Annotated in this window: 15 protein-coding genes; 9 read left to right on the forward strand and 6 right to left on the reverse strand. The window is 62.9% G+C overall.

What is annotated here, in order from left to right; genetic code table 11:
• Nucleotides 1-101 precede the first annotated feature (101 nt).
• The 8 genes from ppsA to VXM67_RS09820 all read left to right on the forward strand — a co-directional run bounded on the left by ppsA (nt 102) and on the right by VXM67_RS09820 (nt 8,331).
• The gene (ppsA, locus tag VXM67_RS09785) at nt 102-2,477 is read left to right on the forward strand and encodes a phosphoenolpyruvate synthase (RefSeq protein ID WP_023379517.1); all 2,376 of its coding nucleotides are present in this window, start codon (nt 102-104) and stop codon (nt 2,475-2,477) included.
• 102 nt (nt 2,478-2,579) lie between these two features.
• A complete protein-coding gene (locus VXM67_RS09790; protein ID WP_023379518.1) occupies nt 2,580-3,572 on the forward strand; it encodes an alpha/beta fold hydrolase in 993 nt (330 codons plus the stop codon).
• A gap of 184 nt (nt 3,573-3,756) precedes the next feature.
• Nucleotides 3,757-4,248: a ribonuclease E activity regulator RraA gene (gene rraA / locus VXM67_RS09795; protein WP_023379519.1), complete on the forward strand. Its 492-nt coding sequence runs from the start codon at nt 3,757-3,759 to the stop codon at nt 4,246-4,248.
• Nucleotides 4,249-4,275: 27 nt separating this feature from the next.
• Complete coding sequence (locus VXM67_RS09800; RefSeq protein WP_367237643.1) at nt 4,276-5,271, forward strand: CorA family divalent cation transporter; 996 nt, start codon at nt 4,276-4,278, stop codon at nt 5,269-5,271.
• Between the two features lie 141 nt (nt 5,272-5,412).
• Entirely contained in the window at nt 5,413-5,676 is a 264-nt protein-coding gene (locus tag VXM67_RS09805) for a hypothetical protein (RefSeq protein WP_023379521.1), read from the forward strand.
• 2 nt (nt 5,677-5,678) lie between these two features.
• Nucleotides 5,679-6,503 (forward strand): mechanosensitive ion channel domain-containing protein, encoded by an 825-nt coding sequence (locus VXM67_RS09810; protein WP_023379522.1) that lies wholly within the window; start codon nt 5,679-5,681, stop codon nt 6,501-6,503.
• 113 nt (nt 6,504-6,616) lie between these two features.
• The gene (gene sigX, locus VXM67_RS09815; RefSeq protein WP_023379523.1) at nt 6,617-7,183 is read left to right on the forward strand and encodes an RNA polymerase sigma factor SigX; all 567 of its coding nucleotides are present in this window, start codon (nt 6,617-6,619) and stop codon (nt 7,181-7,183) included.
• Nucleotides 7,184-7,293: 110 nt separating this feature from the next.
• Nucleotides 7,294-8,331: an OmpA family protein gene (locus VXM67_RS09820; protein WP_023379524.1), complete on the forward strand. Its 1,038-nt coding sequence runs from the start codon at nt 7,294-7,296 to the stop codon at nt 8,329-8,331.
• 88 nt (nt 8,332-8,419) lie between these two features.
• On the opposite strand, the gene cobA is transcribed toward VXM67_RS09820, so the two are convergent.
• The 5 genes from cobA to VXM67_RS09845 form a co-directional block, all read right to left on the reverse strand.
• Nucleotides 8,420-9,160 carry a uroporphyrinogen-III C-methyltransferase gene (gene cobA, locus VXM67_RS09825; protein ID WP_023379525.1) on the reverse strand — a complete coding sequence of 247 codons (741 nt, stop codon included), beginning with the start codon at nt 9,158-9,160 and terminating at the stop codon, nt 8,420-8,422.
• Nucleotides 9,161-9,185: 25 nt separating this feature from the next.
• Nucleotides 9,186-10,856: a bifunctional protein-serine/threonine kinase/phosphatase gene (locus tag VXM67_RS09830; RefSeq protein ID WP_027907806.1), complete on the reverse strand. Its 1,671-nt coding sequence runs from the start codon at nt 10,854-10,856 to the stop codon at nt 9,186-9,188.
• Nucleotides 10,857-10,863: 7 nt separating this feature from the next.
• Nucleotides 10,864-12,075, reverse strand: coding sequence for a NarK/NasA family nitrate transporter (locus VXM67_RS09835; protein WP_023379527.1), 1,212 nt, complete (start codon nt 12,073-12,075; stop codon nt 10,864-10,866).
• Nucleotides 12,076-12,292: 217 nt separating this feature from the next.
• Nucleotides 12,293-12,868, reverse strand: a complete 576-nt coding sequence (locus VXM67_RS09840) for an ANTAR domain-containing response regulator (protein WP_023379528.1) — start codon at nt 12,866-12,868, stop codon at nt 12,293-12,295.
• 11 nt (nt 12,869-12,879) lie between these two features.
• Entirely contained in the window at nt 12,880-14,094 is a 1,215-nt protein-coding gene (locus VXM67_RS09845) for a CmpA/NrtA family ABC transporter substrate-binding protein (RefSeq protein ID WP_186599183.1), read from the reverse strand.
• A gap of 127 nt (nt 14,095-14,221) precedes the next feature.
• On the opposite strand from VXM67_RS09845, the gene VXM67_RS09850 reads away from it, so the two are divergent.
• Nucleotides 14,222-15,247, forward strand: a complete 1,026-nt coding sequence (locus tag VXM67_RS09850; RefSeq protein ID WP_023379530.1) for a quinone-dependent dihydroorotate dehydrogenase — start codon at nt 14,222-14,224, stop codon at nt 15,245-15,247.
• Between the two features lie 100 nt (nt 15,248-15,347).
• On the opposite strand, the gene VXM67_RS09855 is transcribed toward VXM67_RS09850, so the two are convergent.
• Nucleotides 15,348-15,563, reverse strand: a complete 216-nt coding sequence (locus tag VXM67_RS09855) for a ribosome modulation factor (protein ID WP_003248687.1) — start codon at nt 15,561-15,563, stop codon at nt 15,348-15,350.
• Between the last annotated feature and the right edge of the window lie 77 nt (nt 15,564-15,640).

Consider the following 15,640-nt stretch of genomic DNA (forward strand, 5'->3'; position numbering starts at 1 on the left):
CTCACTTATTTTCCAGGTACAGGCCACAAGCGTCCGGCCAAGTCAGAACAGGCAGGCGGGCGCCCTTGAGCTTTTCCAATACAGTTAGTGGAGAGATCACCTTGGTAGAGTACGTAGTTTCCCTCGATAAGCTCGGCGTCCATGATGTGGAGCATGTGGGGGGCAAGAACGCATCCCTGGGCGAGATGATCAGTAACCTCGCAGGTGCCGGCGTTTCGGTGCCGGGCGGCTTTGCCACTACGGCTCAGGCGTACCGCGATTTTCTCGAGCAGAGTGGCCTGAACGACCGCATCCATGCCGCGCTTGATGCGTTGGACGTGGACGACGTCAACGCCTTGGCCAAGACCGGCGCACAGATCCGCCAGTGGGTGATGGAGGCCGAGTTCCCGGCTCGCCTGGATTCGGAAATCCGAACTGCCTTCGCCGAAATGTCCAAGGGCAACGACAACATGGCCGTGGCCGTGCGTTCCTCGGCCACCGCCGAAGACTTGCCGGATGCCTCCTTCGCCGGCCAGCAGGAGACCTTCCTGAACATCCGTGGCGTCGACAACGTGATCCGCGCGGCAAAGGAAGTGTTCGCCTCGCTGTTCAATGACCGCGCCATCGCCTACCGCGTGCACCAAGGCTTCGACCATAAGCTGGTGGCCCTGTCCGCTGGCGTGCAGCGTATGGTCCGTTCGGAAACCGGCACCGCCGGTGTGATGTTCACCCTCGACACCGAGTCGGGCTTCCGCGACGTGGTGTTCATCACCGGCGCCTATGGCCTGGGTGAAACCGTGGTGCAAGGTGCGGTGAACCCGGACGAATTCTACGTCCACAAACAGACGCTGCAGGCTGGCCGCCCGGCGATCCTGCGCCGCAACCTGGGCAGCAAGGCGATCAAGATGGTCTATGGCGACGAAGCCAAGGCCGGACGGTCGGTCAAGACGGTCGAAGTCGACCGCGCCGATCGTGCGCGCTTCTGCCTGAGCGACGACGAAGTCAACGAGTTGGCCAAGCAGGCCATGATCATCGAGCAGCACTACCAGCGCCCGATGGACATCGAGTGGGCCAAGGACGGCGACGACGGCAAGCTGTACATCGTCCAGGCTCGCCCTGAGACCGTGAAGAGCCGCGCCAGCGCCAACGTCATGGAGCGTTACCTGCTCAAGGAAAAAGGCACCGTTCTGGTCGAAGGCCGCGCCATCGGCCAGCGCATCGGTGCCGGCAAGGTCCGCGTTATCAACGACGTGTCCGAAATGGACAAGGTGCAACCAGGCGACGTATTGGTCTCCGACATGACCGACCCGGACTGGGAACCGGTCATGAAGCGCGCGAGCGCCATCGTCACCAACCGTGGTGGCCGTACCTGCCACGCGGCGATCATCGCCCGTGAGCTGGGTATTCCGGCTGTGGTCGGTTGCGGCAATGCCACCCAGATCCTCAAGGATGGCCAGGGCGTCACCGTCTCCTGCGCCGAGGGCGACACCGGCTTCATCTTCGAAGGTGAACTGGGCTTTGACGTCAAGCAGAACTCGGTCGACGCCATGCCGGAGCTGCCGTTCAAGATCATGATGAACGTCGGTAACCCGGACCGCGCCTTCGACTTCGCCCAACTGCCCAACGAAGGTGTTGGCCTGGCGCGCCTGGAATTCATCATCAACCGCATGATCGGCGTGCACCCCAAGGCGTTGCTGAACTATGCCGGCCTGCCGCCAGAGCTGAAAGAGAGCGTCGACAAGCGCATCGCCGGCTACAACGATCCGGTCGGCTTCTACGTCGAGAAGCTGGTCGAGGGTATCAGCACCCTGGCTGCGGCCTTCTACCCGAAAAAGGTCATCGTGCGCCTGTCGGACTTCAAGTCCAACGAGTACGCCAACCTGATCGGCGGCAAGCTGTACGAGCCGGAAGAAGAAAACCCGATGCTGGGCTTCCGCGGTGCTTCGCGCTACATCAGCGAGTCGTTCCGTGACTGCTTCGAGCTCGAATGCCGTGCCCTCAAGCGCGTGCGCAACGAGATGGGCCTGACCAACGTCGAGATCATGGTGCCGTTCGTGCGTACCCTGGGCGAGGCCAGCCAGGTGGTCGACCTGCTCGCCGAAAACGGCCTGGCCCGTGGCGATAACGGCCTACGCGTGATCATGATGTGCGAGCTGCCGTCCAACGCGCTGCTGGCCGACGAGTTCCTCGAGTACTTCGACGGCTTCTCCATCGGCTCCAACGACCTGACCCAGCTCACACTGGGTCTGGACCGCGACTCGGGCATCATTGCCCACCTGTTCGATGAGCGTAACCCCGCGGTGAAGAAGCTGCTGGCCAACGCCATTGCCGCGTGCAACAAGGCTGGCAAGTACATCGGCATCTGCGGCCAAGGCCCGTCGGACCACCCGGACCTGGCCAAATGGCTGATGGAGCAGGGCATCGAAAGCGTGTCGCTGAACCCGGACTCGGTACTCGAGACCTGGTTCTTCCTGGCCGAAGGCCAGGGTGTGGCCTGATGCAGTGAATTGCGGGGGCGCGTCTGGCGCGTCCCCGCCTGGTTTCATCCAGGGCGAGTTCCAGCAATGGATCCCGCCCTTTTTTGTGCACCAAGCAACTTTATGCAAAGCAGCAGCAATCTTTTTCCCGTGGCCCTGCTCAGTGCCGAGCGCCGCGGTGACCTCAGCGAAGATGTATACCGGATCAAGGCTGGCAACAGCCCTGACCCGAGCGTCGAGCTGGCCGTGACCCGCCTGGGCCTGGCAGATCAGAATCGGGCCCAAGGCCTGCCGGTGATCCTGCTGCATGGCAGTTTCTCCAACCGGCGCTTTTGGTATTCGCCCAAGGGCATCGGCCTTGGGGCCTATCTGGCGCGAGCCGGTTTCGATGTGTGGATCCCGGAAATGCGCGGCCATGGGCTGTCGCCGCGCAACCTCAGGTGGAAGCACAACAGCGTCGCCGACTATGCCCGCCACGATCTGCCGTTGATTGCTGCGTTCGTGCGCGAGCAGTCGGGCCAGACGCCTCACTGGATCGGCCATTCGTTGGGCGGGACCACCCTGGTGGCGGCCCTGGGCGGCGGTTTTCTCGAGGCCGAACAGGCGGCCAGCGTGGCGCTGTTCGGTACCCAGGTCAGCCGTGTCTACTGGCCATTGAAGGTGCCGCCGCTGGCTTGGGGGGCGAAGCTGGTGCTCAAGCGCTGGGAACAGATATCCGGGCCGCGTTTCAAGCGTGGGCCGGAGGACGAGCCGATCGGCCTGGCGCTGGAGAGCATGCGCTGGCATGGTCTGTTCGGTCGCTTTGGCGATAAGCAGAGCGACTGGTGGGCGGCGTTGGCCGAGGTGGATGTGCCGCTGCTGGCAGTGGCCGGCGCAGGGGACTTCCAGGACCCGGTATGGGCGTGTCGCAAGCTGTTCGACCAGTTTGGCGGCGAGCGCAAGCAGTTCCTGCGCCTGGGGCGCGAGGAAGGCTTCGATGCCTTCGGGCATGTCGACATGCTGGTGAGCAAGGCAGCGCAGGCCCAGGTGTGGCCTCTGGTGGAGCGCTGGTTGCGAGAGCCGCTGCTGCCGGTGCATGAGTCCACAGTGGTGGCGCAGGCTGTGCCCGCCGGTTGAGGCGTCAGGGCTATCCTCGCCGTCAAACCCGGGGTGGGGCAGTCCATGGGCGCGCCGGCCTGCCGGCGATAAGGTCCGCGCAGACGAAATTCACCTGACTGATCGGTCCCGGATGACTGCAACTGCCTCCCCGGTGTAGCCTTGCGTGATCTACCGCTTTCGTTGTGACTGACAGGAGCTTCCCATGCAGCATTACGTAACGCCCGACCTGTGCGACGCCTACCCGGACCTGGTCCAGGTGCTGGAACCCATGTTCAGCAACTTCGGTGGCCGCGATTCCTTCGGCGGCCAGATCGTCACCATCAAGTGCTTCGAAGACAACTCGCTGGTCAAGGAGCAGGTCGAGCTCGATGGCAAGGGCAAGGTGCTGGTGGTCGATGGCGGCGGTTCGCTGCGCCGTGCACTGCTCGGTGACATGCTGGCCGAGAAAGCCGCCAAGAACGGTTGGGAGGGCCTGGTGATCTATGGCTGCGTGCGAGACGTGGACGTGCTGATCCAGACCGATGTCGGCGTGCAAGCCTTGGCCAGCCACCCGATGAAGACCGACAAGCGTGGCATTGGCGATCTCAATGTGCCGGTGACTTTCGCCGGGGTGACCTTCCGCCCAGGTGAATACGTGTACGCCGACAACAACGGCGTGATCGTTTCGCCAAGCCCGCTGAAAATGCCGGAGTGATGCGCCGCGCGCGCTGATGGAGTGTCGATGTTAGAGGAAGACAACGCGCAGTGGGGGCTGGTGCATGCCCTGGTGCTCGATGGCAAAGGCGGCGCGCGCTCGATCGCCCGTACCGAACTGGACGGGCTGCAGTTGCAGCCGCAGGAAAGCCTCTGGCTGCACTGGGACCGAAGCCATCCGCAGACACGTACCTGGCTGTTGCACGACAGTGGCCTGAGCGAGTTCGCCTGCGACCTGTTGCTGGAAGAGAACACCCGTCCGCGGTTGTTGCCGCTGGCCAGCGAGCAGTTGCTGCTGTTCCTGCGTGGGGTCAACCTCAACCCGGGTGCAGAACCCGAAGACATGGTTTCCGTGCGCATCTTCGCCGAAGCGCAGCGGGTGATTTCCCTGCGCTTGCGGCCTTTGCGCGCCAGCGACGAGATTCTCCAGCACCTGGCCGAGGGCAGGGGGGCCAAGTCGGCGTCCGAACTGTTGCTGTTGATGGGAGAGCTGTTGACGGAAAAGGTTCAGGGGCTGGTCAGCGACCTTTCCGAGTGGGTCGACAACGAAGAAGAAAAGGTCGAGTCCGACGAACGGTACTCGCCCGAACAGGCCAGCCTGCAGCAAATCCGCCGTCGCGCCGCCGCCCTGCGCCGTTTTCTCGCCCCGCAGCGAGACATCTACGCGCAGTTGTCGCGCAGCAAGTGGAGTTGGTTCGCCGACGCCGACGCCGATTACTGGAACGAGTTGAACAACAGCTTGATCCGCTACCTGGAAGAGCTCGAACTGACCCGCGAACGTGCCGCGTTGGTACTCGAAAGCGAGGACAGACGCCGCAGTGAGCGGATGAACCGGACCATGTACCGGTTCGGCATCATCACCTGCATCTTTCTGCCGATGAGCTTCATCACTGGGTTGCTCGGTATCAACGTGGGCGGTATTCCGGGGGCGGAAAACCCCTACGGCTTCCTGTTTGCCTGCATCGTCGTGCTCGGGTTGGCGGTGGGGCAGTGGTGGCTGTTCCGGCGGTTGCGGTGGGTCTAGTCGTGCACGGGGCGTATCGCACCTACAGCGAGGCGCCGGCGATCCGGCCGCTGCGCACTCATTTTGAAACACCCACAGCGCCAGTCAGTGTGACCCATCGTCCTGCGCCCTCGTCTCTGACTGACACTGCGTGAGGTGCCTATGCACGATCCGTTCGAAGAATCCCTGCGTGACCTGCTCAAGGCGTCGCCGTCCGGTAAGGACCGTGACGATGCCGCGTGCCTGGGTCGCGTCCTGAAAACCGCCAACCGTCAGGTGGGCGCGGGTGATCTGTTCAGCCTCCTGGGCCGCTGGAGCCAGGCGTTGATGATTGCCGTGAACAATGGCTCGGCGCATGTCGCGCCTGTTCGTAGAAACTCTACCCGCAACGCTGCCGGTGGCAGCAAAGCAGATAAGGCCGATTGAATATGGAACTCGATCTCTGGACCCAGAGCCTGGTCACTGCGATGACCGCCCTTTGGACCAAGGTGGCGAACTTCATCCCGAACCTGTTCGGTGCCCTGGTCGTCGTGCTGCTTGGTTTCGTCGTGGCCAAGCTGCTCGACACATTGCTGTCCAAGCTACTGGCCAAGTTCGGCCTGGACCGTCTGATGGCCGGTACCGGCCTGACCAAGATGCTCAGTCGCACCGGTATCCAGGTGCCGATCTCGACCCTGATCGGCAAGATCGTGTACTGGTTCGTGCTGTTGATTTTCCTGGTGTCCGCCGCCGAATCCCTGGGGCTCGAGCGGGTTTCGGCTACCCTCGACATGCTCGCGCTGTACCTGCCCAAGGTGTTTGGCGCGGCGCTGGTGCTGCTGGCGGGTGTGCTGCTGGCGCAAGTAGCCAATGGCCTGGTGCGCGGTGCCGCGGAAGGCATCGGGCTGGAATATTCCGCAGGGCTTGGGCGTATCACCCAAGGCCTGGTGATCATCATCAGCATCTCGGTGGCCATCAGTCAGCTGGAGGTGAAAACCGACCTGCTCAACCACGTGATCGTCATCGGGCTGATTACCGTTGGTCTGGCAATCGCGTTGGCGATGGGCCTCGGCAGCCGCGAGATCGCCGGGCAGATTCTGGCCGGGATCTACGTGCGCGAACTCTATCAGGTCGGCCAGCATGTGCGGATTGGAGAGGTCGAAGGGCAGATCGAGGAAATCGGTACGGTCAAGACGACGGTGCTGACCGATGATGGCGAATTGGTGTCGATGTCTAACCGTGAACTACTTGAGCAGCGTGTCAATAGCCGCTAACCGCACAAAAGCTGTTAATGTATGCCGCCGCGAAAATCGGCCCATGGGGCTAAGCGGCGACATTGACCTGACTGTCGGCCAGATCCGTTTTGAATAAAGTTCATTCGCCGCCCATGCGTTATGACCCCCGCGAGCTCACGGACGAGGAGTTGGTGGCGCGTTCGCATGAGGAGCTGTATCACGTAACTCGCGCCTATGAGGAACTCATGCGGCGCTACCAACGGACCCTGTTCAACGTCTGTGCGCGTTACTTGGGGAACGATCGGGATGCCGACGATGTCTGTCAGGAGGTGATGCTGAAGGTGCTGTACGGTTTGAAGAACTTCGAGGGCAAATCCAAGTTCAAGACCTGGCTCTACAGCATTACCTACAACGAGTGCATCACCCAGTACCGCAAGGAGCGCCGCAAGCGTCGGTTGATGGATGCCTTGAGCCTGGACCCTGTTGAAGAGGCGTCCGAAGACAAGGCGCCGAAACCGGAAGAAAAGGGCGGGCTGGACAAGTGGCTCGTGCATGTGAACCCGATCGACCGGGAGATCCTGGTGCTGCGATTTGTCGCAGAACTGGAGTTTCAGGAGATCGCCGATATCATGCACATGGGCTTGAGCGCAACAAAAATGCGGTACAAGCGCGCGCTAGACAAGCTTCGGGAGAAATTTGCCGGGTTGAGTGAAACTTAGCCGTGTACAAATGTCTCTAACGAATCGGCAAATTCTGCTAGACTTGCCGTCGAGTTGTCCCCCGGATGTTGGTGGGACTGCTTAACTATCATCAGATGGGGATTTAACGGATGAAATTGAAAAACACCTTGGGCTTGGCCATTGGCTCGCTCGTAGCTGCTACTTCGTTCGGTGCTCTGGCCCAAGGCCAAGGCGCTGTCGAAATCGAAGGCAACGTCACCAAGCAGTACTACGACAGCGAGCGTAACTTCAAGAACGACGGCACCAATCCTGGTGTTCGCCTGGGTTACTTCCTGACCGACGACGTCTCCCTGGATCTGGGTTACAACGAGACTCACAACGCTCGTGGCGAAGTCTTCAACAAGGACATCAAGGGTTCCAAGACCAAGCTCGACGCTACCTACCACTTCGGTACCGTAGGCGATGCTCTGCGTCCGTACGTCTCTGCCGGTTTCGCTCACGAGAGCCTGGGTCAGGCTACCCGTAGCGGCCGTGACCACTCCACCTTCGCCAACGTTGGCGCTGGCGCCAAGTGGTACATCACCGACATGTTCTTCGCCCGTGCTGGCGTTGAAGCCATGTACAACATCGACAACGGCAACACCGAGTGGGGTCCGACCGTTGGTCTGGGTCTGAACTTCGGTGGTAGCGGTGGCAAGGTTGCCGCAGCGCCTGCTCCAGTTGCCGAAGTCTGCTCCGACAGCGACAACGACGGTGTTTGCGACAACGTCGACAAGTGCCCTGACACCCCGGCCAACGTTACCGTTGACGCCGACGGCTGCCCGGCTGTTGCCGAAGTCGTTCGCGTTGAGCTGGACGTCAAGTTCGACTTCGACAAGTCGGTCGTCAAGCCAAACAGCTACGGCGACATCAAGAACCTGGCTGACTTCATGAAGCAGTACCCACAGACCACCACCGTGGTTGAAGGTCACACTGACTCCGTGGGCCCAGACGCTTACAACCAGAAGCTGTCCGAGCGTCGCGCCAACGCTGTCAAGCAGGTCCTGACCCAGCAGTACGGCGTAGAATCCAGCCGTGTTGACTCGGTTGGCTACGGCGAAACCCGTCCGGTTGCCGACAACGCCACCGAAGAAGGCCGCGCTATCAACCGTCGCGTTGAAGCTCAGGTAGAAGCCCAGGCCAAGTAATTGGTTTGACGTTTCATGAAAAACCCGGCCTCGGCCGGGTTTTTCTTTGCCTGCAATTTCAGTTGCCTCACCGTCGGCACTCGGCACATCAGCCGGCCATGACCCGCAGCGCGCGCGCCACCTGCTCGCCAACGACCTCGCCTATCACCAGAATTGCCGGGCTGCTTAACCCGAACCCTTGTGCGTCCTCCACCATTCTCAGCAGATCGCTGCGACACTCCCGTTGCGTTGGCAGCGAGGCATTCTCGATCATCGCCACCGGCATTGTCGGTGTCATGCCGCCATCTAGCAGCCCGCGGCGGATCTCTGCAAGCCGAGCCACGCCCATGTACACCACCAGTGTCGTTCCGCCCTGTGCCAGTGCTGCCCAATTCAGCTCGCTGTCATCCTGGGTATGGGCGGTTACCAGCGTCACTCCTCGGCTCACGCCACGCGAGGTGAGGGATATGCCGCACTGCGTCGCCCCAGCAAGCCCCGCCGTGATGCCGTTGACTACCTCCACGTCGATGCCGTGCCGCTGCAACCACAAGGCTTCTTCGCCACCTCGGCCGAAAATGCAAGGATCGCCACCCTTGAGTCGTACCACGCAACGACCCTGGCGAGCGTGGCGCAGCATCAGGCGCTGGATGAATGCCTGGGGCGTGGAGCGGCAGCCTCCGCGCTTGCCAACGGCAATGACGCGGGCCTGTGGGCAATACTCCAGTACTGCCGGGTTGACCAGGTCGTCGATCATCACCACCTCGGCCTGGCGCAGTGCGCGTACGGCTTTGAGCGTAAGCAGTTCGGGGTCTCCAGGGCCAGCGCCGACCAGCCAGACTTTCGCATTCATCGGGTGTTCCTCATCGGTAATGGGTTCAGCCCTTGAGCAGGGCGAGCAGCAAGATCAGGTTCAATAGCAAGGACAGTAGCGCCAAGGTTCGCCAGAGCTTGAGGGGTTCCCGCTCCAGGAGCGGTCGATTGCGGCTCGGCAGTTCCTGACGGTCGCCGCGCTCAAGCAGCAGAAGCCACTGTTCGGCGGTCTCGAAGCGTTGTTTCGGATCGGCCGCTACTGCTTGTTGCAGGTTGTGTTGCAGCCATTCCGGCAGATCGGGCCGATATCGCGATGCGTTGATCGCAGTGCCGAAGCGCGGGCGTTGAAAGGCCTCCACTTCACCGTAGGGGTAATGCCCGGTCAGCAACCGATACAGCGTCACACCGACGGCGTAGAGGTCTTGCTGCGGGCTGGGAGGGTGGCCGTCGAACGCTTCGGGTGCGATGAACGAGGGCGTGCCCGGCAAGTCATGGTCTGGTGCTTCGCAGAGGCCCGGGCAGTAGGCCAGGCCGAAGTCCAGAAGACGCAGCTGGCCGTCTTCTCCCAACAGCAGGTTTTCCGGTTTTATATCGCGGTGCAGCAGGTTGCGCCGATGCAGCACGCCGACCGCCTGCAGCAGTTGGCGCGCAACTTCGAGCCACTGCGAGAGCGGCAGGGGGCCTTGTGTTTGCAGCATGCTAGCCAGGCTTTGGCCGCGGTGCTCGCGCATGACGTAGTAAAGGTGCTGGCGCTGGCTGGCCGCATGCACTTCGGGAAAGTGACGCCCGGCGACGCGGCGCAGGAACCATTCCTCCGTGAGCAACCCTTGCGCGGCACCTGGCTCCTGCTCGCGTGCCGCGGGCAAGGTCTTCAGTAGCCACGCCTGGCCCTGGCTATCGCGCACCCGATAGAGCAGGGACTGGCGGCTGTGCGCCAGCAAGGTCTCGACCTGCCAGCCGTCGAGCGACTGGCCTTCGCGCAAGGGGCCAGGCACTGGCCATTGCTGCAACTGGGCCAGGGTGTCACCCAGGTTACTTGCGCCCAGTTGCTCGACGCGCACCAGCAAAGCGCTGGCGTTGTCCTGGCTGCCATTGTGGTGTGCGCTGGCAACCAAGGTTTCGGCGGCCAGCTGCAGGTCGGGTTGCTCGCGCAGCACCGCCAGAATGTGCTGGTCGCCCAGGCTGGCCCAGACACCGTCGCTCAGCAGCAGGAAGCACTCGCCCGCCTGTAACTCGCCTTCCAGGTAATCGACCAGCAGGTGCTGGTCCAGGCCCAGTGCGCGCTTGAGCACATGCTGCATGCCGGGTTGGTCCCAGACGTGGTCTTCGGTCAGGCATTGCAACTGGCCGTTGTACCAACGGTAGGCGCGGCAATCGCCTACGTGGGCGAGGGTGAAACGACGTCCGCGCAGCACCAGCGCGCTCAGGGTGGTCAACAAGGGCTGACCGCGGCCTTGGGCGCGCAGCCAGCGATTCTGTGCCAGCAGCAGACGGTCCAGGGCCTGGGCCACGCCCCAGGTAGCGGGCGTGGCGTAGTAGTCCATCGCCAGCGCCTGCAAACTGGCCCTGGCCGCAAGGCCGCCGTCGGCGCATTGGCTGACACCGTCCGCCAGGGCGAACAGAAAACCCTTGCTGGCGGCCAGTTCCGGGGCCGGGGTTACCAGGCGCAGGGCGTCCTGGTTCTCTTCTCGTGGCCCGGTGGCGCTGGCTTGGGCGAAACGCAGTTGCAGGCTCATCGGGGGCTCAGACCCGCGCCGCAGTCATTGCGGCAGAACCCCAGGTGGTGCGCCAGCGGCGTTTGACGCCGTGCAGGCCGAACCAGGCCAGCAGGCCCAGACTGGCGAACAGCCACAAGCCAAGCTGGTAGTCGCCGGTGTGCTGCTTGATGGTGCCCAACCCGGCAGCGAGCAGGAAGCCGCCGATGCCGCCCGCCATGCCAATCAGCCCGGTCATGACACCGATCTCCTGGCGGAAGCGTTGTGGCACGAGTTGGAAAACCGCACCGTTGCCGGCCCCAAGGCCAAGCATGGCGCTGACGAACAGGGCCAGGGCGGCAGCTGAGCTTGGCAGGTTGAAGCCGACCGCGGCGATGCAGATGGCTGCCACGCTGTACATCGCCAGCAGCGTACGAATACCGCCGAAACGGTCGGCGAAGGCTCCGCCCAGCGGGCGCATCAGGCTGCCGGCGAACACGCAGGCGGCGGTGTAGTAGCCTGCGGTGACCGGGCTCAGGCCATACTGGTCGCTGAAGTAGCCGGGCAGGGTGCTGGCCAGGCCGATGAAGCCGCCGAAGGTGACGCTGTAGAAGAACATGAACCACCAGCTGTCGCGATCACCCAGAGCCTTGAGGTAATCGGCCATGGCTTTGGGCTTTGGCCGTTCTGGTGCGTTGCGGGCCAGGAGGGCGAACAGCACCAGTGTCAGTGCCAGCGGAATCAGGGCGAAACCGAACACGTTGTTCCAGCCGAAACCTGCTGCCAGTGCCGGTGCCAGCAGCGCGGCGAACACGGTGCCGGAGTTGCCGGCACCGGCAATGCCCATGGCTTTGCCTTGGTGCTGGGGTGGATACCATTGCGAGGCCAGGGGCAGCGAGACGGCGAACGAAGCACCGGCAAAGCCCAGGAAAACGCCCAGCAGCAGGGCCTGTTCGTAGCTGCGCACGCCAAGGAACCACGCTCCGGCCAGGGCGGCGATGACCACCACCTGGCCGATCAGGCCAGCGGTCTTGGGCGAAAGGCGGTCGACCAACATGCCCATGGCGAAGCGCAATACCGCCCCAGCCAGAATCGGTGTGGCCACCATCAGGCCTCGTTGCTGGGCGCTCAGTTGCAGGTCGGTGGCAATTTGCACGGCCAGTGGGCCTAGCAGGTACCAAACCATGAAGCTCAGGTCGAAGTACAGGAATGCAGCGAACAGGGTGGGCACGTGCCCGGATTTCCAGAAGCTGGTACTCATTTGAACACCTCACTCGGCAAAGCAACGGAAATGAAAAAGACGCCGCTACCCGTTCCACTGGTCTGTGGAGGGGAGGCGACGTCTTTGTCGGGATTTGTGGGCAACCGCCGTTGGCTACCGGTAGGAATTCTTCAGCAAGAGGCGGGCCAAGTCTGGACGTGGGTTGGTCGCGATGAGGCCGGGGCCAGCAGCGCAGTGCCTTGCCCCAGGCGCCTGACTAACCAAGCATCTCGTGCATGGCAATGATCTGCTCGGCCACCTGGATCAGCTTCTGTTGGCGGCTCATGGCCTGGCGGCGCATCAGCGTGTAGGCCTGTTCCTCGTTGCAGTCCTTCATCTTCATCAGCAGGCCCTTAGCCTGTTCGATGCGCTTGCGTTCGGCCAGCTGCTGGTCACGCGCCAGCAACTGGGCCTTGAGCGCCTGGTCGCTTTCGAAACGGGCCATGGCGACATCTAGAATGGGCTGGAGCCGCGCGGCATGGATGCCTTCGACGATGTAGGCGCTGACCCCGGCCTTGATCGCCTGGCGCATGACGCCGGGGTCATGTTCGTCGGTGAACAGCACGATTGGCCGTGGTTGATCGCGGCTGACCAGCACCACCTGCTCCATGACATCGCGGTCCGGGGAGTCGGTGTCGATCAACACCACGTCCGGGTGCACCGTTTCGACGCAGGCGGGCAGGTCGATGGTCAGCCCTGGGGCTTCGATCACCTCGAAGCCGGCCTCGCTCAGCGCGGCCTTGAGGCGGCCGACTTTTTTTTGCGTGTCGTCGATCAGCAGGATGCGTAGCATGTTCGTCACCCTCACAGACCGATACGGGCGCCGCGGGCATCGCCCAGGGCGTGCAGGCGGAAGCTGCGGGCGTAGGCGTGGGGGTCGCTACCGTCCCAGCGGATTCCGTCGATCAGCAGGCTGCTGCGCATGGCGGGTGCATCGCAGGGCACGCCTATGGCATTCGCGGCGTCCCGATACACGTCTAGTTGCTGCACCTGGCGGGCCACGGCAAGGTAGTCGGGGTCTTCGCGCAGCAGGCCCCAGCGGCGGAACTGGGTCATGAACCACATGCCGTCGGACAGGTAGGGCAAGTTGGCCCGTCCCTCGTCGAACAGGCGCAGGGCGTGTCGGTCCTGCCAGTGGTTGCCAAGGCCATCCTGGTAGTCGCCAAGCAAGCGCGGCTCGATGCGTTCCAGGGGCGTGTCCAGGTACGCGCTGCCGCTGAGCAGTTGCGCGGTGCCATGGCGGTTCTCCTGGCTCTGCTCGATGAAGCGGCTGGCGGCCAACACCGCCTTGACCAGCGCGCGGGCACTGTTGGGGTACTGTTCGACGAAGGCGCGTGCGCAGCCCAGGACTTTCTCGGGGTGGTCCGGCCAGATCGACTGGCTGGTTGCCAGGGTGAAGCCCTGGCCTTTGGCCACGGCGTCGGCCGACCAGGGCTCGCCGACGCAGAACCCGTCGATGCGACCGGCCTGAACGTGCGCGACCATTTGCGCAGGGGGCACCACCACGCTGTTCACGTCGTCCAGCGGATGAATACCCTGGCTTGCCAGCCAGTAGTACAGCCACATGGCATGGGTGCCGGTGGGGAAGGTCTGGGCGAAGGTCAGGCGCGCGCCTTGTTGGTGCACCAGGCGCGCCAATGCTTCAGGGTTGGTCACGCCCTTGCGTTGCAGGGCCGGGGAGAGATTGATGGCCTGGGCGTTCTGGTTCAAGCCCATGAGCACCGCCATGGCGCTGGCCGGTACGCCGCCGATCCCCAGGTGGACTGCATATATCAGGCCGTACAGGCAATGCGCGGCATCCAGCTCGCCGCTGACCAGTTTGTCGCGCAGTCCTGCCCAGGAGCCCTGGCGCTTGAGGTTCAGGGTCAGGCCATGTTGTTGGGCGAAGCCCTGGGTGGCTGCGACCACTACCGATGCGCAGTCGGTCAGGGCCATGAAGCCGATGTTCAGGCTGGGCTTTTCCGGCGCGTCACTGCCGTTCACCCATGCCAAGGGCATTGCCGGGGGTACTGTGTTCACAAGATTCCTCGCCCGTACTGAATAGGCTGTGTCAGGCAATCGAAGCAACCGATGTGCCAAGGCCCTGTCATGCCGGGCGCGCGCTGGCTATAATCGCCACCTCACTCACCGCGAGTCTTGCCCGCCCATGTATACCCTGGCCCGCCAGCTGCTGTTCAAGCTTTCCCCGGAAACCTCCCACGACTTGTCCCTGGACCTGATTGGCGCCGGTGGCCGCCTCGGTCTCAACGGCCTGCTGTGCAAGCAGCCAGCGGCGTTGCCGGTGACCGTCATGGGCTTGAACTTCGCCAACCCGGTGGGCCTGGCCGCCGGCCTGGACAAGAACGGCGCAGCCATCGACGGCTTTGCCCAGTTGGGTTTCGGCTTCGTCGAGATCGGCACCGTGACTCCGCGTCCGCAGCCAGGCAATCCCAAGCCGCGGCTGTTCCGTCTGCCGGAGGCGACGGCGATCATCAACCGCATGGGCTTCAACAACCTGGGGGTCGACCACTTGCTCGAGCGCGTGCGTGCTTCGCGTTACGACGGTGTGCTGGGCATCAACATCGGCAAGAACTTCGATACCCCGGTCGAGCGTGCGGTCGACGACTACCTGATCTGCCTGGAAAAGGTCTACCGCGAGGCCAGCTACATCACGGTCAACGTCAGCTCGCCGAACACCCCCGGCCTGCGCAGCCTGCAGTTCGGCGACTCGCTCAAGCAGTTGCTCGGTACCTTGGCCGAGCGTCGCGAGAAACTCGCGGTCGAGCATGGCAAGCGTGTACCGCTGGCCATCAAGATCGCGCCGGACATGAGCGACGAGGAAACCGCCCAGGTGGCTGGCGCGTTGGTCGAATCGGGTATGGACGCGGTCATCGCCACCAACACCACCCTGGGTCGTGAAGGCGTCGAGGGGTTGCCATACGGTGGTGAAGCCGGTGGTCTGTCGGGGGCGCCAGTGCTGCAAAAGAGCACTCATACGGTGAAGGTGTTGGCAGGGGAGCTGGCCGGCAAGTTGCCGATCATCGCGGCGGGCGGTATTACCGAAGGCCGTCACGCTGCCGAAAAAATCGCCGCGGGCGCAAGCCTGGTGCAAATTTACTCGGGGTTCATCTACAAAGGCCCTGCGCTGATCCGTGAGGCTGTCGACGCCATCGCTGCCATGCCCCGTACATAAAACGCGCGGGCATAAAAAAGGGCCCCTTGAAAGGGGCCCCTGGGCCTTAGCCCGCCGCCCGGATAGGGCGCGCATGGTAAATCGAATTCAGTGTCCTCGTTCAGCCAACGGCGTGATTTTCGTTGAGTCTATGGATGCCAGCGGTGCCAGTCATTCCGTCCCAGTTATCACCGCGACCTTCACGCCAGCCGTTGATCCAGGCTTGGCGAACAGAAGGAAGATTGAAGGGGCAAAGTTCGCGGGATTTGCCGGTGACCCCGTATTGGTAGCCACGTGAATATGCTCTTTCCAACGGATCACGCTTAAGTCTTCTCATAGGGTGTTGCCCTCACTTGTTGACTGTAATGTCCCGTCGGCCTCTCCGAGGCCGGGCAGAGTCTTTCTGCCGGTTTG

This window comes from Pseudomonas sp. Rh2 (assembly GCF_040762985.1).
Lineage (GTDB): Bacteria > Pseudomonadota > Gammaproteobacteria > Pseudomonadales > Pseudomonadaceae > Aquipseudomonas > Aquipseudomonas taiwanensis.

Coding starts and splice junctions, on each gene's coding strand:
- VXM67_RS09835 (WP_023379527.1), bottom strand. CDS start 12,075: ATGAGTACCAGCTTCTGGAAATCCGGGCACGTGCCCACCCTGTTCGCT.
- VXM67_RS09810 (WP_023379522.1), top strand. CDS start 5,679: ATGGAACTCGATCTCTGGACCCAGAGCCTGGTCACTGCGATGACCGCC.
- VXM67_RS09830 (WP_027907806.1), bottom strand. CDS start 10,856: ATGAGCCTGCAACTGCGTTTCGCCCAAGCCAGCGCCACCGGGCCACGA.
- VXM67_RS09840 (WP_023379528.1), bottom strand. CDS start 12,868: ATGCTACGCATCCTGCTGATCGACGACACGCAAAAAAAAGTCGGCCGC.
- VXM67_RS09790 (WP_023379518.1), top strand. CDS start 2,580: ATGCAAAGCAGCAGCAATCTTTTTCCCGTGGCCCTGCTCAGTGCCGAG.
- VXM67_RS09820 (WP_023379524.1), top strand. CDS start 7,294: ATGAAATTGAAAAACACCTTGGGCTTGGCCATTGGCTCGCTCGTAGCT.
- rraA (WP_023379519.1), top strand. CDS start 3,757: ATGCAGCATTACGTAACGCCCGACCTGTGCGACGCCTACCCGGACCTG.
- VXM67_RS09855 (WP_003248687.1), bottom strand. CDS start 15,563: ATGAGAAGACTTAAGCGTGATCCGTTGGAAAGAGCATATTCACGTGGC.
- sigX (WP_023379523.1), top strand. CDS start 6,617: ATGCGTTATGACCCCCGCGAGCTCACGGACGAGGAGTTGGTGGCGCGT.
- VXM67_RS09850 (WP_023379530.1), top strand. CDS start 14,222: ATGTATACCCTGGCCCGCCAGCTGCTGTTCAAGCTTTCCCCGGAAACC.
- VXM67_RS09800 (WP_367237643.1), top strand. CDS start 4,276: ATGTTAGAGGAAGACAACGCGCAGTGGGGGCTGGTGCATGCCCTGGTG.
- VXM67_RS09805 (WP_023379521.1), top strand. CDS start 5,413: ATGCACGATCCGTTCGAAGAATCCCTGCGTGACCTGCTCAAGGCGTCG.
- cobA (WP_023379525.1), bottom strand. CDS start 9,160: ATGAATGCGAAAGTCTGGCTGGTCGGCGCTGGCCCTGGAGACCCCGAA.